Source organism: Cellulosilyticum lentocellum DSM 5427 (genome assembly GCF_000178835.2).
GTDB classification, from domain to species: Bacteria; Bacillota; Clostridia; order Lachnospirales; family Cellulosilyticaceae; genus Cellulosilyticum; species Cellulosilyticum lentocellum.
The window spans coordinates 2,592,477-2,616,929 of record NC_015275.1; the positions used below are offsets into that span (position 1 = coordinate 2,592,477).

The 24,453-nt window shown below is 32.2% G+C and carries 17 protein-coding genes and 1 tRNA gene; 3 read left to right on the top strand and 15 right to left on the bottom strand.

Annotated features, from left to right (window positions below; translation table 11 throughout):
• Positions 1-58 precede the first annotated feature (58 nt).
• The gene (locus CLOLE_RS11885; protein ID WP_013657364.1) at positions 59-988 is read left to right on the top strand and encodes a tyrosine-type recombinase/integrase; all 930 of its coding nucleotides are present in this window, start codon (positions 59-61) and stop codon (positions 986-988) included.
• Positions 989-1,170: 182 nt separating this feature from the next.
• Here the strand turns inward: CLOLE_RS11885 and CLOLE_RS11890 are convergent, their stop codons facing one another.
• On the bottom strand, positions 1,171-1,782 hold the full coding sequence (locus CLOLE_RS11890; protein ID WP_041712983.1) for a HEPN domain-containing protein: 612 nt from the start codon (positions 1,780-1,782) through the stop codon (positions 1,171-1,173).
• Positions 1,783-2,004: 222 nt separating this feature from the next.
• On the opposite strand from CLOLE_RS11890, the gene CLOLE_RS11895 reads away from it, so the two are divergent.
• Positions 2,005-2,982 carry an IS630 family transposase gene (locus CLOLE_RS11895; RefSeq protein WP_013655912.1) on the top strand — a complete coding sequence of 326 codons (978 nt, stop codon included), beginning with the start codon at positions 2,005-2,007 and terminating at the stop codon, positions 2,980-2,982.
• Here the strand turns inward: CLOLE_RS11895 and CLOLE_RS11900 are convergent.
• The 7 genes from CLOLE_RS11900 to CLOLE_RS11930 all read right to left on the bottom strand — a co-directional run bounded on the left by CLOLE_RS11900 (position 2,961) and on the right by CLOLE_RS11930 (position 13,020).
• Positions 2,961-3,815, bottom strand: a complete 855-nt coding sequence (locus tag CLOLE_RS11900; RefSeq protein WP_041712986.1) for an ApeA N-terminal domain 1-containing protein — start codon at positions 3,813-3,815, stop codon at positions 2,961-2,963. The genes CLOLE_RS11895 and CLOLE_RS11900 overlap by 22 nt on opposite strands.
• A 113-nt stretch (positions 3,816-3,928) precedes the next feature.
• Positions 3,929-4,537: a hypothetical protein gene (locus CLOLE_RS11905; RefSeq protein ID WP_013657365.1), complete on the bottom strand. Its 609-nt coding sequence runs from the start codon at positions 4,535-4,537 to the stop codon at positions 3,929-3,931.
• A gap of 108 nt (positions 4,538-4,645) precedes the next feature.
• The gene (locus tag CLOLE_RS11910) at positions 4,646-5,890 is read right to left on the bottom strand and encodes an AbiH family protein (RefSeq protein ID WP_013657366.1); all 1,245 of its coding nucleotides are present in this window, start codon (positions 5,888-5,890) and stop codon (positions 4,646-4,648) included.
• A 613-nt stretch (positions 5,891-6,503) separates the two neighbouring features.
• Positions 6,504-8,003, bottom strand: coding sequence for a DEAD/DEAH box helicase family protein (locus CLOLE_RS11915; protein ID WP_013657367.1), 1,500 nt, complete (start codon positions 8,001-8,003; stop codon positions 6,504-6,506).
• 801 nt (positions 8,004-8,804) lie between these two features.
• Positions 8,805-9,503, bottom strand: coding sequence for a recombinase family protein (locus tag CLOLE_RS11920; RefSeq protein WP_013657368.1), 699 nt, complete (start codon positions 9,501-9,503; stop codon positions 8,805-8,807).
• Between the two features lie 380 nt (positions 9,504-9,883).
• Complete coding sequence (locus CLOLE_RS21885) at positions 9,884-10,630, bottom strand: restriction endonuclease (protein WP_013657370.1); 747 nt, start codon at positions 10,628-10,630, stop codon at positions 9,884-9,886.
• A 356-nt stretch (positions 10,631-10,986) separates the two neighbouring features.
• Positions 10,987-13,020 (bottom strand): DUF262 domain-containing protein, encoded by a 2,034-nt coding sequence (locus CLOLE_RS11930; protein ID WP_013657371.1) that lies wholly within the window; start codon positions 13,018-13,020, stop codon positions 10,987-10,989.
• A 527-nt stretch (positions 13,021-13,547) separates the two neighbouring features.
• Here CLOLE_RS11930 and CLOLE_RS11935 point away from each other — a divergent pair.
• Positions 13,548-13,624: transfer RNA gene (locus CLOLE_RS11935), tRNA-Leu, on the top strand.
• Positions 13,625-14,033: 409 nt separating this feature from the next.
• Here the strand turns inward: CLOLE_RS11935 and CLOLE_RS23025 are convergent.
• From CLOLE_RS23025 to CLOLE_RS11965, 7 genes are all read right to left on the bottom strand, one after another.
• Positions 14,034-14,192: a hypothetical protein gene (locus tag CLOLE_RS23025; RefSeq protein ID WP_013657372.1), complete on the bottom strand. Its 159-nt coding sequence runs from the start codon at positions 14,190-14,192 to the stop codon at positions 14,034-14,036.
• A gap of 723 nt (positions 14,193-14,915) precedes the next feature.
• Positions 14,916-15,296 carry a VOC family protein gene (locus CLOLE_RS11940; RefSeq protein ID WP_013657373.1) on the bottom strand — a complete coding sequence of 127 codons (381 nt, stop codon included), beginning with the start codon at positions 15,294-15,296 and terminating at the stop codon, positions 14,916-14,918.
• 90 nt (positions 15,297-15,386) lie between these two features.
• A complete protein-coding gene (locus CLOLE_RS11945; protein ID WP_013657374.1) occupies positions 15,387-16,736 on the bottom strand; it encodes an FAD-binding oxidoreductase in 1,350 nt (449 codons plus the stop codon).
• Between the two features lie 55 nt (positions 16,737-16,791).
• The gene (locus tag CLOLE_RS11950) at positions 16,792-19,035 is read right to left on the bottom strand and encodes a copper amine oxidase N-terminal domain-containing protein (protein WP_013657375.1); all 2,244 of its coding nucleotides are present in this window, start codon (positions 19,033-19,035) and stop codon (positions 16,792-16,794) included.
• Between the two features lie 161 nt (positions 19,036-19,196).
• Positions 19,197-20,735: a penicillin-binding transpeptidase domain-containing protein gene (locus tag CLOLE_RS11955; protein ID WP_013657376.1), complete on the bottom strand. Its 1,539-nt coding sequence runs from the start codon at positions 20,733-20,735 to the stop codon at positions 19,197-19,199.
• Entirely contained in the window at positions 20,722-22,092 is a 1,371-nt protein-coding gene (locus CLOLE_RS11960) for an FtsW/RodA/SpoVE family cell cycle protein (protein ID WP_013657377.1), read from the bottom strand. The genes CLOLE_RS11955 and CLOLE_RS11960 overlap by 14 nt, the downstream gene beginning before the upstream one ends.
• A 12-nt stretch (positions 22,093-22,104) precedes the next feature.
• The gene (locus CLOLE_RS11965) at positions 22,105-24,432 is read right to left on the bottom strand and encodes a U32 family peptidase (protein ID WP_013657378.1); all 2,328 of its coding nucleotides are present in this window, start codon (positions 24,430-24,432) and stop codon (positions 22,105-22,107) included.
• Between the last annotated feature and the right edge of the window lie 21 nt (positions 24,433-24,453).

A 24,453-nucleotide genomic window follows, 5' to 3' on the forward strand; every position in this document is an offset into this window, starting at 1 on the left:
ACACATGACTATTTGATGTAAATCTAATGAGTCAAGCGTAGTAGAAAGGGGTTTTTTTATGCCTAAAATTGAAATGAGGAAACACGAAATAACCACATTTGAAGAACTATTTTTACACTTTATCAAACATTGTAAAATCAAAAATGTATCTCCAAAAACTATTATTTATTACGAAACCAGCTATAACTCCATCTGTAAATTTAACCCTAACATCCAGTTAGATGAAATCGACTCTCTATTAATACAAGATTATATACTTTATTTAAAACAAACTAACAATCTTAATAGTGTTAATACGAGACTAAAAGGACTACGAACAATGTTAAACTATGGGTATTCTATTAATGCCCTACCCAAAATTAAAGTCCAGTTAATACGTGTTGATAAAGAGGTCAAAGAAACCTATTCAACAGAACAGATTTTAACTCTAATTAAAAAGCCTAATGTAAAAAAGTGTAGCTTTGCCGAATATAGAAACTGGATGATAGTACATTATTTAGTCTCTACTGGTAATAGACTATCTACATTAACCAACATCAAAATAGGCGATTTAGACATAGACAATAAACTTGTGACATTGAGACATACAAAAAATAGGCATCAACAAATTATTCCTTTGTCATCCATGTTGTGTAAGCACCTTGTCGAATACCTTACTTATCGTGAAGGAACAAGTGAAGATTATCTTTTTCCTACAGTAGAAAATAAACAACTCACTAAAGACACCCTTATAACTGCAATAAAAAACTACAATCGGTCAAGAGGAGTAAATATAACATCTATTCATGCTTTTAGAAGATATTTTGCTAAACAATGTGTATTGAATGGAATAGACACCTTCACCTTACAAAAATTAGGCGGATGGAAAGATTTGACCGTTGTTAAAAATTATATAGAAATTTATGCTACTGATATTAAAGATTATGACATGATAAATCCTTTAGATACTATTTATTCAGAAAAAATCAAGAATAAGACAAAGAGATAGTAAACTGCTATAAATAATTATTTCATAATAAAAAAGACTTAGAAATTAATCTAAGTCTTTTATTTATATACTATCACCTTTACTCATACGCCTACTCTTGTTGCTATGTTCCTTGCTGGACGAGCCATGATGTCACCCTCCTTTTATATATATGTAAGTTATTACAAGTATCAATATCCATCTTATTCTATTGATGTACTTACCTTACAAGCAATAAATTTGTTCGTAATTCCTAATTCACCCATTGCAATATGGATCTCGCTATCCTTTAAGATATTTTCACTAATATATTCATCATTGAAACTCAATTCACGCATAATAAGTATCCGAAGTACATATCTCATTAATACTGTACTATAATACAGATCAGTATCAGATAAAATATTCTCCTTTAAAGATTCATTAAAGTGTGTATAGTAATTTCGACTAGTCACGATTCTATAACTTAAGGTTTTAATCTTACTATTTGAAACGTTTAATATACCTGAAATTTCTTTAAACAAAGTGGTAATGCGTTGTTGACAACTTGGTTCATTAATTATTGGTGTACTTAGTACCTTTCTTAACCATTCTTGGTTATTTGCATCTTCAATTGATTCTAATATTTCGCTAATCCTTTTTTCATGTTCCTCAGGAGGTATCAATGTACATTTTCTACATCTTCTTGAGTACGATTCTAATGCTTGAACCATTCTTAAAAAACCTGAAACTATACTTGTAGGTTCATTATGTGCCTCAACAAAATAATTAACTACAGGTGAAATAATTTTTATTTTATCATTCCAAACATTCATACATTCATTAAAGTTATAGATAAACCATTTTAAATACTGTTATATGTTTGTATGATTTCTGTTATTTTTCATATCCTAAGTAAAAAAGGATTAGGAGATGACATTTATGAGCAGAACAACTTCCGTAACAGCTGAACTTCATGGATACTCGTTAGAAGAACTAAAAAATTAAGAAGATCTTATTCTACAGAGATAGGTAGGAATGTTCTTACGACAGTTGTTATGCTTATAGAAGGCAATTCAGTTAAACAAATTGCAGATTTTCTTGCAGTACGTTTAATTACTGTTTATACCTATATAAATCGTTGGAATGAGCTTGGTATTTCTTCTTTAGAAGACTATAGAGGTAGAACCCCTTCTAATTGCAAAATGACAGCTGAAATGGAACATGATCTTTTAGAAGTGGTTCAGCATAATATCCCTAATGATTTTGAGTTTCTAGGCAATGTTTGGACTGCCAAGCTTTTATCAGATTATCTTAATCAAAACTACGGGATAAGGCTATGCCCACAATGTATTAGAGATACACTTCATAAAAACAACTATAGCTTCAAACGAGCTCAAAAAAGACCAAGTAAAGGTGTAAAATCTGAGCAAGAATCGTTTAAAAAAATGATAGAAACTACGAGTACTGTAGAAAACGATTCTGATAGTGTTTTGTATGTTATGGACGAAACTGCCCTAAGAACAGAATCTGATAACAGGAGAACTTGGAGTCCAGTTGGGGTGTCCCCTATCTTAGAAAGCAATGGTTCTCATCAAGGGGTTAATATTATTGGTGCAACAGAAATAACCAAAAACTTTGATACAATAGCCGATATATATGATGCAGCACATACTATCAAAGGTAAAGAAATAAAAGAATTTTTAAGTGAACTATTAGAACGTAATCTTGGAAAGAAGGTGTATGTTGTTTTAGATAATGCTAAAACACATAATAATCATGAGATTCAAGAGTTCTGGAGTCAAAATACTAATAGGTTAGTACTTATTAATACCCCCGTTTATTCACCACAACTTAATCCACAAGAAAACATTTGGAACTTGCTTAAGAATAAAGTGTATACAGTAGGTGCTAAAGAGAGTACTGATGCACTCTTTGAAGAAGTTAATCATCTATATAATCAATTCAATGATGATAAAGGGCTAATTAAAAACATCGTTAATCCCAGAAATTACTACTTCAAGTCCAGAATATAAGTAGGTATTTTAGTCCTACTTATTTCCTGAAATATTACAACATTATTTAGTTTTATAAATGGTTTATCTATATCTTTTATATCATTAAAATATATAAAAAACCAATTTTTCAACTTGATATTTGAATTAATATTTGTGTTATAAAACACATCAAACTTTTGATTATCCCCATCTTTTGCACTAATGGAATCTATTTGTATTTCCGTTCCTAAACATAATGTTACAAAAGTCTTAAAATTACAAACTGCATCCATAGCTTGCTTCCATGATGAGGTTTCCTTAAACTCAAATTTCACACCTGCCTTATGAACAGCACTTAACTCTTTAAATTTATCACAATGGATGTTAAAGTTATAATCAAACTTTATATAATACTCACCCATATCAGCTTCACACGAAGATGGCATTGAATAGTTCATATTAAAATTATTATTTTGTGGATCTTTAGCTATTGAAAAAATTCCATGCGCTAACCATTCTTCGAGACCGATAAAGTGAATTGTTATTGAGTTTAAAGAAATATCTTCTATACTACTAAATTCATTTCCTATTATTACTATTGAAGGACTATACTCGAATAGACACATTCCTGGTATAGATAACTGTTGTCTAGGTTTAGAGCATGATAATAATGAGATTGATTTTCCATTAAATAAATATCCACAAATTGATAAATATTCATTTGCCTCTAAATCTCTCAAGCCTTTAAAATACCCAATTGTTCGTAATTTAATTTTTCCATCACTAAATTCTAATATGCCATTTATATTATTATCTTTGTTACTCGGTAAATACCAATGCCCCATCCATCCATTAATATCAGATAATTGCACTATTCATCACCTCTCACTAGTACTTATTAAAATATCTCTGCATATTTTTCATTTTAGACATTTTGTATCTCTTGTTTGGGCACGTGGTTTGTAGTATAGGTTTACATTATAGTTTAATTAGTAGGGTGGGGAGCAAATATAACTTCACAAAGCTTGCAATTTTGTACACTTCTATAAGCCATACTTAACTCTTTATTTTCTTCTTTTATTAAATCCACCCTTTCTTTAATACATATCTTAATAATCTCTTCTACTACTTCCAAGCATTTATTTATATCTTGGTCAAAAATATAAGACGAACTCGTCGGCAAATCAACCTCAACAAATTCTCTACCAACTTGATTCATCTTGTCAAAAATTTTCTTTGCCTTTTTAGGCTGAATACCAGCAATATATCCTTTTGTCTCCTTCCTTTTATCACGTCCTTGTTCATTCATTCTTACCCAAAAAAGAATCTTATCTTCATCATCAATCTTCCGCTCTGAAAAATTTAATAAAACCAGACCTTCTATTCCCCATGTAACCAGTATATCTGGTGAAAGTTCATCTTTTCTTACTTCAATTCCTATCCCTAATTCAGGATATTCACTTCTTTGTAATTCTCTTAAAACATCTAAAACTATCTGCGTCAACTCGTCTTTAGTATTATTATGTCTCAAGTCACTAACTCTCTCATACATATAATCAATAAATTCTTTTGCAGTTTCTATACCTAAACTCATTTTAAACACTCCTTCTAAAAATAAAGTTTTTTTCTTCCTAATTCGTTTTATAAACTAAAATAAATTTATTTCTACCAATCCTTCACACTACTATCACCAGTCTTCAAGTTACTCTATAGGTATCATATCTTGTTGCTTTTTAAATATAATAGTTTTATTAGGTCCACTTACTCGTTTAATTAACTCATCTTGGCCTATTACTTTCACTAAGTTTGCTATTTGTTGAGCATAGACTTGCTTATTCAGATAGAATATTGTTGTTATTACATTTTCATTCAATATTAGTTCTTTTAATATATCTTTATCTGTAACATCAAGCGAATGCCCAAATATATAAAGATTATGACGTAAACATAGTTTTCTTGTCATTTCCTTATCTGCTTTAGGTTGTATCGATATGATTTCATTATATTTCTTCTCGTCATCCTCTTGCATTTCTTTAATCCACATCTTATATTTACAGCCTGTTTCCTTGTGAATACGTTGAAAATACTTTTTAAATTGAATATAATCAACATCTATATTTTTTCTACTATCATCAAGATATTCATCTATTCCTAAAACCATATTATTATCTTGGATGTTAAAACTAAATTTATCTTTATCGCCCACTTTTCCATGAATAAAGTCATATTCTATACTGTTAATGTTAGTAGCATATAATAACCTAAATGTATCTGTATAATTAAAACTTACCACCTTATCAATGGATAACTCTGCAATATCTGTGGTTCTTTCTTCAATGGACTTAGAATCCATACAATAAACTAAATATATTTCTAAACATTTTATAAGCCGGAGTAAGTCACCTTGTAGATATTTAATAATATTGTTATAGTATTCTTGCTCGTTTAAGTTATTAACATCTATCTTTATTCGCTTTCCTTCTAATGATATATTGCTATATAGGTTAGCATTCTCGATTATACGAATTAGCTTCTTTTCTAACTCATATTTCTTTAGATCATGATGGTTTAACTCTTTTTTTCCTCTTATCCTCTTCATATAATCTAAGCTTTTAATTACCTCTAATATTTCTCCTTCAAAGTCAACCCATCTGTCTCCATCATCTGCTACTTTATCCAAAAAATACTCTACCCAAATATTATTACTAACTAGCTCTTGCATTCTTTGTAAATCGTAACGACTCTCTGATGTTGTATTCTTTTCTGCAAACCATCTTCTTATTAATGGATTAAGATTGGGATAACTTTCAGCCATAGCCATATCAACTATTTGCATTACACTATCTTTTTTTATATATATAACTTTTATAAAGTCCAAAAAATCTGTATATTTAGTAGGTAACTTATGTGCTAGATCAAATCCATTTCCTATCAATAATATATTCAAAATATCACCTTCTACATTTAATTATTTAGCTAATATCTCTCTTTCCAATCCACCAAACTACTATCACCACCTACAAATCACATCTACATTATCCTCATAAAATCTCAACCTTGAATAGTCCTAAATGCCCTATGTAAATCCTTTCAAAATTAAAGTAGTTCATATTTAAACTATTATATCAATTTATGTATGAACTTTTTGTCAAAATCAGTCATGATAATATATTATCCCAATAAAAAAAGAACTTAACTTTATTTGCTAAGTCCTATCTTTTAGTACAATATTCTCATTTGAATATAAACAAATAATCCTGATCTCATTGAAAAAGTGTTTTTTTGCAATGACACGCACATCTTTAAAGGTGTGCGTGTGTGTTGCCGCAGCGTAGCGTAAGGCTTACTAATACGTAATGAATAGTCTTTTAAAGATAAACATAGATACTATTTTTCGCCTAACTTTATACCCCTCATATATTATCTGCTACTACTTAGAACGTCCATTATATAAAATATAAACGTTAATATTGTTATTTAGTGTAAATTTAAAAAGGGGACAAATTTTAAGGGTATTCTATAATAAATAGACTTCCTATATTTTTTGTCCAGTTATTCTATCATTCTGTTAAACCATTAATTTCTGCTTCACATTCTACGATAGTATAAATTGTAGTTTTTTTCCCTTTTATCATTTTCCTATTTTGTACTATCATATAAGGAATACTATTTTGTTGTAAATAAGTATTTAATGTACTTACACCACTAATTAATTGACCTTTTTTATCCTTTAAACCAATGATTTCTGCTATATCTTTTTTGCCTTTTGCGCCAATAAATGGTTTATCTACAATGCAACTAAGCTTATTTGAAATTTCCTGTTCTAATGTAGATGCTTTAATATCAATCAATGAATATTCATGTAAGTGCAGAATTGCCTGTGCTTCATTAATGTAGCCACTTATCCAATCTGTAGAAACAACTAAACCATGCTCCATTTCTGATACAACTTCGACATTATGTTGATACATTTGTAAATTTTTTAACTGTATATTCACATATCGCTCATAAAGTACGTTTAAATGCAACTCGCCATTGTAAAAGTAAAATCCATTTACAAGCTTGTTTATGCGCCTATAACTATTATATTTTTTTTGATATTCCACCAAATTGTTTAGCTCGTTTCTTTTACCATTTATCAAACCTTGTACTATACTTCTGTTCCAGTTTCTAATATAAACATTTACACTTTTTTCACCATTTATTAAGCGCTTACGGCCTAAACATTGTATTGCAGTAGTTAAATCCCAAATATCTACTACAATATGCTTTAGTGTATCATCTTTTATATCAATACCATTATCTAAGCATGAGGTTGTAATCGATAATATTTTTAGGCATTTATTGTCTTTAAAAGCATCTTCTGTATTTTCAAAGGATTTTCTGTTATATTCAGATGCAGTTATGGAGGCAATATCTTTGTAACGTTCATAAAGCACTTTTGCTTTTGACTTGTTGCTACTAAAATAAAGAATTTTGTTTTCTGTATTAATGTCTTCATGAAGCAGTAGATATTCAACCATTTCTGTACCATCTACATTGAAATAATGTACATTCATGTAGTCGTAGTCAGGTTCAATATAATAGTTCTTAGTATCAACTTCACAAATTTCAAACATTTTAAACACTTCTTTTCCAGTTGCAGACATAAATATTCTTGTTGCATTGTGTTGTGCTTCAATCCACCTAAAACTAACATCAGTAGTACAGTTCCATGCATCTGTTAAAAAGTAATGACATTCGTCACATATGATAAAATCATAGTGTTGTACAGTTTTACCTTGACATATATTATCTTCTAAAGTCTGATAACACATATTATCGATAGTATTACCATTAACAATATTACTACTAATTATTTCATTATCATCAATTTCTATATTCAGATATTTTCTATATTGCAATCTTAGTTTTCTCCTATTGGATAATATAAGAATTTTTTTATTAGTAATACTAGGAATTAATACCTTATATATGAAGTAGGACTTTCCACTCCCCATCGGTGCTGAAAGTAATATTTGTTCACCTGCTTTCCAGTTCTGCCAATGAAATTCAAACAACTCAGTTACATATGTTCCTCTTGGTGCATCAAAGTAATTTTCAATCTTAGTTTCTTTTAATACTTCAATGTGATGCTTTTCATATTTTTATTTGCCATTAAATCAATCCTTTCATTCATATTATTTTAAATTAAAAATAGTAGTAATATCTTCACCCCACTTTGAAACTGTTTGTGGTTACTTTACTTGATACTTTATCTACTATTGTACTATTTTTATGTAATATTATCAAAATTTAGATTGATTTAATATTTGATAATTAAACCCTTTAAAATATTAATACTTATACCCAAATCATAACTACTAATAATATCAAAATCATTCAATTTCATAAATATTTTTTTGCACCGCTCGACATTCTTAAATAAATATAAGGTATTTCGTGTATGTATAGTTTGAAGCGGTAAACAGTAAGTTCTTCGACAAACAATAATTATATAAATCAATTTGAGCAGTAGCTTTCAAACCAAAACATTCTAGTATGTATGTAGAATAACTATAAAGATATGTATGTGTCTAAATATACGTTTAGTGGAAATATACGCCTCTCTATGCATTGATTTTACGTACCAAAAACACCATATTTTTTATCTAGCTATGTACTTATGGACATTTATACCTTTCAAGATAATTAAAGCAACGGAGATTAGTTTTATAAATAATTCATAACATTAGCTCGGTATAAGATGGTTTTACTTTCACTAAAAATAATATCAGTAAACCTATAAAGCTATGTTTTTCAATAGATTAACTGACTTACTAGGTAGATCTATATTATACTCTTAAATAAAAAAACAAGGCTTATTTATTGCCTTGTTTTTCTACTATCTCCCTTTTATATTTGTAATAAGTATTTCTTGCTATGCCTACTAACTTCATAACCGCTATATCGTTTAATGTTCCTTTAAAGTCCTTTGAATACTTTATAATTTGCTCTTTGGCTTGAATTGACTTCTTAGTAACCAACTTAGCTCCTTGCTCCTGCCCAATTTGTTTACCGTTCCTTCTTGCTGTTTCAATCCCTTGACTTGTTCTTTCCCTTAAATCATCAACCTCTTTTTGTGCTTGTCCAAAAGCTATTATGATTTGCTCTTTAGCCAATAACATTAATACCTGTTCTGTTGTTTTTAAATACATATTAGCTATTTCACTATCTGTTGTAGGAAGGTTTATATCCAGCTTACTTCTGTATACATCTGTATTAATGTATCCCTCTTTAAGAAATACTAAGTTAATATTCCTATTGAATAGTTCCATGTAAAGATTCACACCATCTTCTGCATTTCTACTCATACGACTCACACTGTCAAATACGATTGTATCACCTGCTTTAACTGCTTTTAGTAGTTTAGTAAATTCTTTTCTACCCTCTACCTTTGTACCTGTGTATGCTTCTTTTACAATAATTGCATCTTCATAGGCTAATTGAATGTTTCTCACTTGTCTTTCTATGTTCTGTTGCTTTGTACTTATTCTGCAATATCCGTAGGTTTTGCTCATGTATATCACTCCTGTATAGTATTAAATCTAACGTTTATCAGTTTCTATACACCATATAATATGCCTATTCGTCATATATGTCAATACTTTTAATACTTTTTTATTATACGTTAAATTTAATACTTAAGAATTGATACTGTCTCCTAGTAAAACAAAATAAATTAATTTCTGTTCTCTTACATATCACAACATATTCCAATATTTATAGATACAGTTCTTACACTTTATAGAATGCATAGTATGATTAGTACTATTTAGTGGCTTAGGTTGGATTTGTTTAATAAGTTGCTTTATTTGATCTTGTAGTTGCTGTTCTGATTTATTTTGTTGCATAAAGAAAGACCACCTCCTAGTTGGGAGTATGGTCAAAACAATATTTTCTATTCTAAAAACATATATAAATATGCATCACTTTCTTCAAATTTATATTCTGGGATAGAAATATTTGAACTATCAAGTATTGTTTCAAATTCTCTTAATGCACACTTAACTTCACATAAAAGGTACTCTAGATACTTATCAATTGCACTAAACTCCTTAAATCTGCAATAGTTATTATCTTCATCATTTATTAAATCAGACTTCTTTACCATCCAACAGGTACTTCTTAATTCACTATACGTATTACATGCATTCAGATACCTTTCCTTATCTTCTTCTCTTAACCGTTCAAAAGGGAAATCTAGTGGATCTAAATATACAGATAATGGTGCAGATATTTTTTTTATTTTTTTCAGCTGAGTAGTTAACCACTTGTCACTTAAGGTATTTATAAATTCTTCCCATGTCAATAGTATTACATTAGAGCATTTTGCAGCATCAATTGCACCTGATTGAAAACCATTCTTTGATATTAGCATACCTAATGTAGCCCCTGAATCATACACTACTGTTCTAAATGCATGTACTTTTTCTTTTGGGACAGGGGTATTCCAATATTTGCACTCACATATAATTTTTTTAGCAATTTCATTTGGAGCTTCTACGTAAACATCAACTTCAACTTTTCCTCTAACAGTTTCAATGTTATAAGGAGTCATTGCAACATAGCCTGCCTCATTAAAAAACTTTGATACACAGTCCTGTAAATCCTTCCAAGATTCAGGAATTATCCCCGTATATTTCATTTTTCTTTCCTCCTGAATATTTTCATTACTATCATATTCCCAATTATTTATGTATATTTATCTTGTGTCTAATTGTAACGCCTACCACAAGGATTATATCCTTTGGTTGTAGTCACTTCTACACTATTAGCATCATATCATTATCTAAATATTACTACTTAATCACTTTTTCTCTGATAAAAAAGACTCGCCATGTTTCGACAAGTCCTTAATATTATTCTAGTCAAATTAGTAAGATGATTATCTTTTAGTCTCGCTATTTTATCATCAACTTTACTATTTCTTATAGCAATTATAGTGGGTTAAACATTACATCTAAGTAATCAATAACCTTTTTCATAATTAATTATTCTAATTTAATTGTTTAGTATGTTATCTCTTTTAGTGGTATATGCCTCTATAAATACTTCTTTTCTTTCATCAAACATTTGCTGATAATTATTCACGTTAGAATACTCCAAAAACTTATCTTCCAAAATAAACTCATATTTTACGATCTGATCTTTAAGCCATTGACTATCTATTAATATCAATTTCTTATTACTCTTCGATATATTTTCGTCTTTAGGAAGTAACCCTAAATTTAAAAGGTTATCTTGTATTACCTCTTTTTTCGGAATAGAAGATTGATTGAATAAAGTCTGTGGAATAATATGGTCAACTTCTATATCATAGTTTGTATCTGGTCCCTGTATACTCTTTAAACAATAAAAATGATAAAGAAGTGGTTTCATAGTACCAATTGAAACATCCGTTGATTCAATAGAATTTTCGGCAAAAATTTGGTCTTCTAAAATTGTTTTCCATTTCCATCCAGGTATTGAAGCAAAATCCTCATCTTCACTTCCAACATTAATAATATTATTTGCTATCTTAGAGTCACTTGATCCCCTCCATTGCCTATTAATATATTCATAAATTAATCTGTCCCATAAAATAAAACAATTTTTTTGAAAACGCTTAGCTTTAGAATCGCCTAAAGGCTTTCCTTTTCTACACCAATCAAAATATGCTACTATAATAAAGTTTAATGCAATTGCGTCACTAGTAAGTTCCATCATCGAAATATTCCATGACTTAAAATACTTAAAATAGTCAAATGATGAAATTAGTTTAAACATATTTTTAAGATCATAGATTAATCCCTCTATATCAGTTCCCCAATTCAAACTTTTAATTTTACTTAGTTTCTCAATATCTTCTTTCTTAACTCCTTTAGCATAAATGCCTGAAAGTATTTTAAATCCACAAGTAAGTTCTTTTTCGAAATCAGCTTTCGTATCAGAAAACCTTTTTAAAATAAAATTGTCACCTATCCTCCTTACTAGAGTAGCCGGAAAATCCCATCTAACTACGTTAGTTTGCATAGTTCCTATTCTCTTATACAATTCTTTAACAGTTTCTACGGCTAATTGAGATGGCATTTCTATAACTATGTTCCAATGTGGCTTAGCTGATAAAATCTCAACTGCTGTGAGTTTTTCTCCCTCAGAATTTATGATATTAAATATTTTTTGTGAATCAGAAGGTGATAAATTTTTCACCTCAATCATCCCGATCTTACTGTTAGTTAATAATGTGTCGATTTTCTCAACAATAAGGATTCTTTCTTTTATTGCCTCCCATTTATCTTTTATTAATACCTTTACTTTAGGTTCATTTCGGATATCACACCTAATGTTGATAAATTGATAAAAAGATTTTTCATCCTCATAGCTTATACATTCATCATCGCAATATCTCCTATATTCATCTATAAATGTTTTAACTCTACGTGATGATAGTTTTACTCCCCCTTCTTCACTTTCTATATACGGCAACCTGTTTACATATTTTGTAAAATCGAAAGGCTTTGTAAATCCCGTATTTTTCTTTTGCTTATTATGGATTATCTTAATAATCTCTAATAATAGATCAAGCCCATATGCATTAGAAGTAATTTGTTCATCATCGCATTCTTCAGTTGCTTCACTATTATCTTCACTATCATCTTCATTTTTAGTGCTTTGCATCATTTCAGTTTCTTCATCAATATCAGCTTCTATATATTCTCTAATTTTCTTTAAGAATTTATCTTCAATATCACTAGGTTGATCTGAATTTTTAAAGCCAATAAACTTTTTAGCCCAAATATATATATTTTCAGGATCATCATACATCATAGTTAATGCATTTTTACGTTGCCTCCCATCTAAAAGCCATCTAACTAACTTACCTTTACTTTCATCTACGCTTAAAATACATACACCTATTGGATATTCCTTAAATAAGCTGATACACAACTGAAAATTCTTTTTTTCATCCCATGTTTGCTTTCTCTGGAACCTTGGCAATTTAACATTTCTATCTGTAATAAATGTCTTAATTGATTCTGGTCTTATTTCGTACATTATAGTCCTCCTACATATCGATTATACTTTTATATAATATTACCAATATTTCAAAATCAATTCAATAACAATACTACTCTATTCAGAAATAACTATATACTTTTATGTTTAAAAATATAAAAACATCCAATCCTATTGCAAAGATCAGATGCTCCAACATAAATTATCATCCTATCAAGTACCCCATGCAATTACCATATCACCTCATCTCACATGGCACTTCAACATTACTTCTTACCTTTCCCCCTACAGCCTTTAATAACTTCTCACTTCCCCACCAGTAAACACCTTGTCATGCAATACTGTATTCCCAAGTTTATTTTCAATATCTCTCATAATCTCCTTACACACACCAATTATATCATTGACTTAGGGGTATACTTACTTCTACCTATTGGATTGTATCGTTTAAATATGGCTTCAAATTCGCTTGAAAATAATACATAAATACATTACAATATATATCATACTTTCACATAGTCATGTGTGTTAAAATCAAATAATCCAAGTGTAGTTCTTGATAGTCAAAGGCTGTGGCGAAATGGCAGACGCACCTGACTCAAAATCAGGCGTAGAAATACATGCCGGTTCGAGTCCGGCCAGCGGTATTGTTAATTACGATACCAAATAAAACACACCTGATTTTGAGTCAGGTGTGTTTTATTTTACATGTAGTATAAGAATACTATTTTATACTTCATTAATTTACTTTTGCCAAATAGTTTCCTCACTACAGTTTCAACGTGTCTTTGGACAAAATAAGAAAATTATTTGGCGTTAATATTCACCGTATACATAGAGGGCTAATAGTTTTACCCCCTCTACCCCTAAATAAACACTAACTACTATCATCACTAGTATGAATTCTTGTTGTTTAGCTTATTAATAAGTACAGATTATCTGTGGTGCATCAAAAACAGATAACCTAGATATCTACACATCCATGGTTACCCTTGAAGTCTATGATAAAGCTTTAATCTTCTCCTAAAATGCTCCTTGATTAATAATCTAAATTAATCGATCATTCCTGCAGAGGCATTGTATCCATCTTTAAATCCAGCTATAAAACTATTTGATGCATAAAAAATTGCATATCCAATCGCAAATACTATACATGTCAAACCCACAAAGTAAATAAATTTATTAATAAAATACTTGATTCTATCTTTCATATAACCCCCCTATATTTACAAGAATATATCTTATATAAATTATAAACTTTGTTTTTAAAATATTCAAATAAATTATTACTTTTAGGTCTTCTTAAAAAACTCAAGTGAAAACGTTGCCTGATTTTTATTCTTGTTAGTATAGTTAAATCTCCTGTATCTTACGAACTTATAAATAAATCTTTAACTTTTTATTAGGGAATTGTTTTTCTCCTAACATATATATAAGAGTAAAGGTAAATCAAATAACTTCCCACGGCAAATCACCACAGCATTAACCTGAGGAACTGACCGGGTCGACCAAGTCTCAATCTATTGTTATAGGTACCTCTGGCTCTAAGGAAAAGGTTCACTTGTGCGCTGTACGGGAGGCGCCATCCTATAAGTTGTCAAAAAAGCTTTTACATCTTTTATATCTAAAGAAAGTCTTAAACCAGAGTCTTAAAGCCTTAGCTTCCTCATACATAAGGGTGCACCGGCTAAGACTATTAAGAGCTCCTCACTCCTTGGTTTAACTTTTATCTACTTACCTTGCAGCCATAAAGAAGTATTATGTGCTGAGGAGCCATATGACGCCCTTTCGGAGGCTTGGTAAGCATGGAAAAGTTATTCATAGGTGGCTGGATCAAAAAATGCAACCTTGCATCAATCGCAAGGTTGCATTTTTTTGTATTATTTTATTATATAAAGATATGGACCTCATCTTACCTTATTTACTAAAGCCAGTTACTTGTCTTCTCTTAGTAGATAAGTATTGCCTTCTATATCCTTGAAAGAAAACATACTTCCATAAGGCATTTGCATTAATGGACCTACTTCAACACCTTTGCTTTTCATTTTTTCATAAGCAGTAGCTATATCTGTCGTACTTAAAATAATGCTAGGATGGCTCACATTAGCATCTGCTTTTTGAGCTAACATCGCCTTCTTATCATAAAGTACAAAAGTTGTCTCTGCCCCTATTCTAGGCGCTACCTCTATCCATTTAAGTTCTGGGCCCATTTGCTGTTCAAAAGTTACAACAAACTCTAATTGGTCACACCAAAATCGTTTAGCCTCTTCTTGATTATTCACATATATTGTTATTTTACCTATTTTATGAATCATTAATTGACCTCCATGTTGTTTTATTCTACTGTCTTAGTAGTGTAACTCAAAGCACCTTTTGTTGCAAAGGATACTTCCTTTCTACTGTGACTATTTTCTAATACTTTGAGGAAAAGAAAAGCAATTTTCTGGGTCATACTTTTCCTTGATCTTTCTAAGCTGGTTAGTATGAGTGCCAAAATAAGCTGTTTCATAATCAGCTATTTCTGCTAGTGGAAAATTCACAAAAGCACCTTCTGTATAACCTCCTACTTGTTCCAGCTGATTAAGTACCCACTTTCTATTAACAGGTGCTGCTTCTTGATCTTCCCAGACAGCTTGTAAGCCAATAATAGCTTTTGCATCACGATAATAAAAGGCTGCCTTTTCTTTAGGCACCTGTGCTATTTTGCCTCCCATACCATAGAACGAAAGTGCGGCGTAATAAGCGCCTTCAGGTTTTACCTCTACCAAATTAATCAACGCTTCTATTTCTTCGTCTTGTAAACGCCTCATTAAAAAACGCCCATTGGATTTATACTTTTCATAAGGTGGATGACTATCTTGAATGATTTGATTCACTTTTAAAATAGATGCCTCTTCTAATTTTAAAACCATAGAACATGCTATACTCTTAAATGGCATTAATAATTCATGCGCCAATGAAGCATCTCCATAACAAATACCCGTCATAAAGATACCCTTGCCTCTTTCATCCGAATGATAAATGCTCATTTTTAAATTCAAACGCGAATCCAAGGTTTCAAAGGTTTCTTGCCAAGTGGCTATGATTTGCTTTTTTTCTACTAGTGTACTATTAGGAAAGTCTAAATAAATCCAAGTCGCTAAGTCTACCTTTGCTGGGAGCTTATAAACAAGCTTGGTAACTACACCAAACTGCCCTCCACCTGCACCTTTACATGCCCAAAATAATTCTGGATTTACCTTTTCATTGGCTACAAGTATTTTTCCATAAGCATCTACTAATTCTAATTCTAAAAGTGAATCTGCTGCTAGTCCTAAAAACCTAGCTGAATAGCCCCAGCCTCCACCAAGTGTTAATCCTGCTACTCCTACAGTCGGACAACCTCCCCCTGGAAAAGGATAGCCTTTTTCTCCTAAAGCCTTATACAAGGCTTCATTTCTAACACCACCTTGAATCGTCACCGTTTGCCTATTTTCATTGACTTCAATAGCGTTCATTTCACTGACATCAATGACTATAACCTCATTTCCATTAGAATATCCCTCATAGTGATGTCCCCCTGAACGAATACGCAAATCATAATGATGCTTTTTGGCATAAGCAATGGTTGCTTGTATTTCTTCTTCCTTTTGGCAATAAACAATAGCTAAAGGATACTGTTCTATTCCTCTATTCCAGCCTTGTCTACAAACCTCATATTCAAAATCATCTTTTGTGATTACTTTTTTAGCTAAAGCTTTCATCTCTTGATTCATGATAATCTCCTTTCCATTCTTCAGCCTATGAACAGTTTACCTGTAGGACTTTTAATTACCACTGGCTTTTTGGAATAAATCCAAGTAGTACCGGTGCAGAAGAGCCATTTGGTAACATATACTCAAGTACTCTTGTTTCTCCTTTTTTAATAACACCTAGTAAAACTGCTTTTTTGTTTTGTCCCATAAAATATCCTGCATTTGGCGCCAGGTAAGTGTCTGTATCTACCCATTTAATTGCACCTCTAAAAACATCAGCCCTTGGATTTAAAATAATCCCTGTATCTTCCTGAGCCGTTAAGGTAAGTCTATAAGTCACACCAAAGTTTCCTTTATTTTGAATCCATTCTCCTGTAATTGCATCAGCTCCTGATACCCATTCTTCTGGTGTTTCACCTAATACAATTTGTGTTGATTTACCTTTTTCTATATCTAAATCATAATAACGTACAGTTCCTTCAAAGGTACCTCTTACGTGAATACTCTTATCTAAAAGAGGCAATGTATCTAATTGATTTAGATCATCTGTTCTATCCATAACAGCGGTTGTTAATTGAACTGTACCATTAGTCTCTAAATTCATAATTCCTGAAATACATTGTTCCTTAAGCCAAGTCTTATTTTTTGAATCATATAAAGCTACTTTTTGCCCCGGGGCAAGTGTAATGGTTCTTGATGAGTTACTTTTCCAATAATCATACAGTACCTGCTGGCCTAAGTAAAGTACATCTTCTACTGGTCCTTTTATTACCTCTTGGCTAATACGTATGGTAATAGGCTCTTCTTCATTATTTTCTGCAACTAAAACAAAACGTTTTTCGGAAGCTACATTTTCATTAAACCCATTAATATGGTGTAAAAGCACTCTTCCTTCACCGGTAAAATCACCTTTATATAAAATACCATTTGTCGTTACAACCTCTGGCGAATCACTCATCCATAAAGTATCTTTATTTTGCAACTGACTTTTAATGGTTGCTGTCTTATAATTTCTGTAGTTAATTCCTTGATAATTATCAATAGTATCTCCTATTTTACCTTGAGTAAAATGATAAGCCCATTCTGTTTGCTTTACTTCTTTTGTAATATGTACAGTTGTTTGCATCTCTTCACTTACTTTACCAGCTATATCTGTAAGCTCCAGCGTAACGATATACTCACCAGGAGCAAAGAAGGCATATGGCTTTGTAATAACAGCTTGATTAGATGCTTCATTTACACTACGATAAGTCCATCTTTCCTTAGAAATACCTTCCCCTTCTTCATTGTCATAAGTATAATCAAAACTTAAAGCTTCCCCTTGAGCATAGCTAGTTTTTTGTGTGCTAAAAGTCGTTATAACAGGTGGCTTATTCGGTATAATAACTAAGCTTTGTGCATAAGCACTACTCCATAACCCTTTTTCATCCTTTACTTTTAATGTGAGTTCATAAGTACCTGCTTTAAGATTTTTAAGTAAGCTACTCACATCTTGGCTACTACCTTTACCGCTTAATTCCCAATTTCTAGCTACAATCCGATCACCATCTTCATCATAACTATCTTCTATCAGTTCTATGGTTTCACCTTCTGAGTAACTTTCCTTTTTAAAACTAAAATGTGCTGTAGGCGCTTTATTAGATGTGGTTATTTCTTGCTTTTTACTCAGTATCACTTGCTTTTGAGTATGATGATAATCTACTTGTAAACCAAAGGTCTCACCTAAAAACCTAAGTGGTACTAAAGTCGTACTTGCCTCAATGACTGGTGCACCATCTAAATCAACTTTTTCACCATTAACAATAGCTGTATTTTTGCCTACTTCTAATATAACACGCATTCCCACTTTATGAATAACGATCTGTTTCTGCGAATGATTAAAGTCCACTTGTGCTTTCAATATATTTTCAGCTACAAAGCGCAGGGGTAAATAAGTTCTTTCTTTAATAATCTTCGGTGCCGTTTGCAATGTATAAGTTGTTCCATCTAATATAGCTTGTTTTTTTCCAATAGTCATGATGAGCTTAGATATAGTTTCATCCTCATTGACATGAAATGTCTCACCTATATCAGAAGCAGAAGTAGATTCCTCTTGTACCTGCTCTTCTTCATCTATCATAGGTTCTTTGCTGCTTTCCTCTTCCTGTTTAACACGATCTTCTTGCACTGTATCTGCTTCTTCTTTTATTTCATTATCTTCTTTTATCTCCTTATCTTCTTGCTGGACTGCATTTACTTCCTCGGCATATATAGTCGATTGTATCGGCATACTAAAAGCCATTGTCATCCCTAGTAAAAGACTTGTCATTTTCTTGTTCATACCATGTTCTCCTAGCTGTCTATGTATAGTATCTGTAATATTATGTCATTTCATTATAGCATATCCGTTTATGAGCTGGCCATTTTTTCATGATATGCTATTTTTTACCAATTTATTTTTAAAAAACAGGTGTTATTGTTTTTAGCAATAACACCTGTTTTTCATTCTTCACTATTACGATAAGCTTGTAAAATCTGGTCACATACTTTTAAAGCTTGTGCTCCTTTACCTCCACCTTCTACAACAACAGCAAAGGCAATAGGTGCTTTATTACCATTAGGGTCTTTGGCATATCCCATAAACCAAGAATGATCATCTTCTGTTTCATTTTGAGCTGTTCCTGTTTTTCCTCCAACAATAAGTCCTTTTTCAGGTAGGGAAACAGCTGTTCCATGGTCCACTACATTTTCCATAAGCTCTTGTAGCATTTTAGCCTGTTCCTCTGTCATTAGTGCGCCTGTTTGTTTAGGTCTATTATTAAGCTTTATAGTACCTGTTTTAGTCATAGAATACTCAATTAAATAAGGTTTCATACTTACACCATCATTGATAATAGCAGATGCCAATATTGCCATATGAAGAGGCGATGTTAGCGTTTTTCCTTGTCCAATAGCAGTAGCTGCTTTTTCAAAATCTGAGCTAATCACATCTGAAGTATTCGTAGCTCCTGCTTTATCTTGACTAGTAGCTAACGTGCTGCCTTTTTCATTTAAACTAAAACGGCTCATTGAATAATCCATATCAAAATTTAAAGGCCCATTATAGCCAACCGACTCTGCTGCTGCTTTTAAAGCACCTGCTGGCAAACTTTCTGCTAATGCAATAAAATAGGTATTACAAGACTTTGCAAAAGCTTCTGTTAAACCCAACTTACCATGTACTGCTTGGTTATAACACTTAATGGTATAATCAGTTCCACTAATACTTCCTGTACAATCATGGGTAAAATCTAACGTTTCCCCTGGATGTGTTTGCATATACGCTAAGGTAGTTACAATCTTGAAAATAGATCCTGGTGGGTATAGTCCTTTTGTTGCACGATTCACTAAAGGTGTATCTTCCGTATCTGTATTAAGCTTGGACCAGTTTTCTACTATTTTATTGGGATCAAAATGAGGTGTACTATACATGGCACGAATTTTTCCTGTTGTAGCTTCCATGACAACAACACCTCCCCTTTTGCCCTCCATGCCTCTTGCTACTGCTTCTTGGTAGCGGTGATCTAAAGTAAGTACGACATCTCTTCCTTCAAATTTCTTATTCATAAAGGCTGCTTTAAAAAGCGAGATAATATCATAACTTGGATAAAGTAATTGCTGATTTGCTAGTGCCTCAACGCCTGTTTTACCACTTTGTGCATAGCCAATAGGATGGGCATACAGGCTTTTATAAGGATAATAGCGTTCACCATCCTCTGTCGTTGTTGCTAATAATTCTTTAGTTGTCGTATCATAAATATTTCCCCTTATCACTTCAGATTCCAAACTATTTAACCTGGTATTTTGGGGATGAACAGCCATCTGTTTTTGTTTAAAAATTGTAAAATATACCATATAACCAATAAGCAGCGCAAATAGCATAATAAAAATTGCTGCTATGGTGTAAATCATTTTTCTATCTTGATTATTTTTTTTGCCTTGTTTCATTCTTTTATCTTCATTTGTATTTTTATTCTTATCTTTATTTTTACGCTTGTTCATCCTTTATCTCCTCCTTACTTTCATTCATTCGTCCTTTATAGGAGAAGTAGGTAATTAACCCAATCATACCCATACTTACCACCATTGAACTACCTCCTGCACTCATAAAAGGTGTGGTGATCCCTGTAAGTGGAATCAACTTAAGTACACCCCCTATAATAATAAAGGTTTGCATGGTGAAAATAGTGGCAATTCCAATGATAACAAGTCGGTAAAAAGCATGACTATAACGAAAAGCTACTTGCAAGCAAAGTAAAATAATGCCTAAATAAGCAAATAAAATGACAACACCTATGATATTTCCAAACTCCTCACAAGCTGCTGCAAATATATAATCTGATACGGCATAAGGAATTTTCCCCGGATTACCTCGTGTTAAACCACTGCCTAGCCATCCCCAAGTACCCATAGCAAATAAACCTTGTACTACTTGATAGCCATTACCAGTGATATCTGCCCAAGGATTGAGCCAAGCTGCTACACGCACTCTGACATGACCAAACAAAAAATAAGCCACCACGCTCCCTAGCCCTCCTGCTAAAAGGCCAATGCCAGGGAGTAAAAAGCTTTGTGTTGCTACAAATAACATCATTAAACTCGTCAGATAATACAAAAGTACTGCTCCTAAATCTTTCTGAAGCACTAAACAGCCTAACGACCCTAATACCACTAGCCCCGGAAAGATTAACCCTCGATAACCTTGCTTTTGCCGTTCACCATCACTTAAAGTTGATGCTAAAAAGAGAACTAATGCAACCTTTCCAATTTCTGAAGGTTGAAAAGAAAATCCTCCAATACTCACCCAATTCGTTGCACCTAATATTTTCGTACCGGCCACAAAGGGTAAGAACATTGTGATTCCCAGTACACCTAGATAAATATATTTATTATTAGGTTTAATCACAATGGAAAATAAACTTGGAAAAATGAGTGCAATAACTACTCCTATTATATAAGCTGCTATTTGCTTGGTAGCAATCTCATGATCTAGGCGCTCTAGTATCAAAAATCCGATATCTATTAAAAGGAACATGAGCTGCCATAATACCAGTTCATGATGTCTTTTCATTAATCGTAAAATCCATAAACATATAATGAATAAAACCAGTACCACTACTCCATTAATCCCAATGGCAATTTTCATAGCAGAGTCAGTTTGTTTACCCATAAGTATACTTACTCCAGCTAAATGAAAGCAATATAAACAAAGAGATAGGAATTTATTTTTCTCTTTTCTTGTTCCTAACGAATAATTGACAAAGGGTTTCATAAAACTAAAGGCTACTAGCATAAACAAAATACCAAAGCCAGCAAAAATATAGCGACTCAGTAATATCATTAAATTAAAGTACCCCAAAATGTTCCCTCCTTAAAGAACTGTTTTAAATCCTGTGCCTTTTAATGGCTCCTTAGTTCCAGTTCCAAAATATGCTGCTAATACAGCTTTTGTTTCCTCCACCGTTTCATTAGTAAATTGTAAGCGTATACTAAAACTTTGCTTTAGTCTTTGAACCTCACTATTTTTTATGACTAATGGCTCATAGCTTAGTATTTGCATATAACAAGCCTTGCAGTCTGTTTGAATACGCCAAGAAGTTTGCTTACGATCTTCGATTTCAAATAAATGTTTTTCTTTTACTCCTTTTTGGCACTGTGGTGTTCCTCTTAGGACACATTGAGCGGATGTCATCATCGGCAATGTACCATAAACAATCTTTTCTTTATCACCAATAAGACCGTCTAGTTCTTCTCCTACTAACTCTACTGAAACGGTTACACGTGTAGCACCTCTCTCTTGCCATAAAGCAATCGTTTCGTTATTAGCCACATTCATATTATAATCAATAATAACTGCTTTTCCCAATCCATTAACGACCTCATATTCACCCATGTTTCGCACGACATAGCCTTCTATGTCTGACTCTGCCCAAGCTTTAATGACTTGATTATAAGCTTTATGACTCGTATCTTTCATAATAGCTGGCAAATTCAAGTAAAAAGCCTTCCCATAAGCCTTACAGCGCTCTAAGGCTATTCTACTTGTCACATCATCATAATGCCATTCCCAGTAAATCGCTGTTACTTCTTCTACCTGTAAGCAAGCTTCTAACTGTTCTAGACTCGTTACATGGCAGATAGCTATGGGGACTATGGCTGCTTTTCTAGATATCTCTTCATAAGCCTTATAGGGATGATTAACTTCATGACTAAGTAACGCTGCTTCCAGCTGATTAATACCTTCTCTTCTTATATGATTTAATTGACTGATCCCTATATAAGCATCTTCTGGCCACTGGATTGATACTTCCTCTACAAAAAAAGAAGTACTTCCTAATTTAGTAAGTTGCTTTAAGGCTTGCTCTTTGGTTACAGGATTATTTTCTGCTATTTGTAATACGTCTCCTTTGTAAACCACTCGATGATTCTCACAATTCAAATTGACTTCTAAAGGCTCACCTATATGGCCTATAATACTCAAATGAATAGGCAATTTCTTTTGTGGCCTTTGATAAGTTGCTTTTAGCTGTTTAAGGAGCTGATGATTTTTAGTCAGATAAACCTCACTGCCAGGTTCTACATAATAGTCAAAATGACATTTAATTTGACTTCCTGCGCTGCAGTCTTTTGTAATACCTGTTCCTACACTTTCTTTACCTTTTCTAATAATCTCAAGTCCATCTCCTGGGTGTAAATCTCTTTCCAAACTGATAGTAGCCATTCCTGTTTTAGGTGCAAAATAAGTCACTTTTCCTGCTTTAAGCCCTATATGCCTTGGACTATTAGGTGTAAGCATTTTTGCATTCCCACGATTATAATAATAACCTTTTGAAAATCCTCCTCGATTAAAGACACCTTTCATGATTTCCATATCTGCCTCAGTTACCTCATAAACTTCATTTCTAAGGGCTAAGTCCATATATTTACGATAGGTACCTACAACAGAAGCCACATATTCAGGTGACTTCATACGCCCTTCAATCTTAAACGAATGAATGCCTGCTTCCAAAAGCTGTGGTAAAAACTCCACACTACATATATCTTTTAAACTGAGCAAGTAACTCTCTTTTGTTAAAGCATTACCATCTTCTTTCAAAGTATACTTCATGCGGCAAGGTTGTGCACATCGACCTCTATTGCCACTTCTTCCTCCTATTAAGCTACTCATTAAGCACTGTCCTGAATAGCTATAACACAAAGCTCCATGAACAAAGGTCTCTACTTCTATATCACAAGTCTTAATAATCTCCTGAATTTCTTGAAGCTGCAGTTCTCTAGCTAAAACCACACGTTTAAATCCAAGAGATTTTAAAAACAAGACATCTTCTATACTATGAGCTGACATTTGAGTACTAGCATGCATACGTAATTGGGGAAAATAGCGCTTCACCATATGTGCTATCCCTAAATCCTGAATAATAATGGCATGAACCCCTACTTCTTCTAAATAAGTGAGGTAATCAAATAACTCTTTCATTTCTTTTTGTTTCACTAAAATATTAACCGTTACATAAACACGGACTCCTCTTAGCTTTGCATAGTTTACGATGTCTTGTAGTTCATCTGTAGTAAAATTATCTGCTGCTTGTCTTGCATTAAAGCCTTTGCCTCCAACAAATAAGGCATCTGCTCCATTTTCTATAGCTGCTATAGCATTTTCCATTTTACCTACAGGTGCTAGTAGTTCTGCTTTCTTCAACTTGGTTCTCCTTTTCTATAA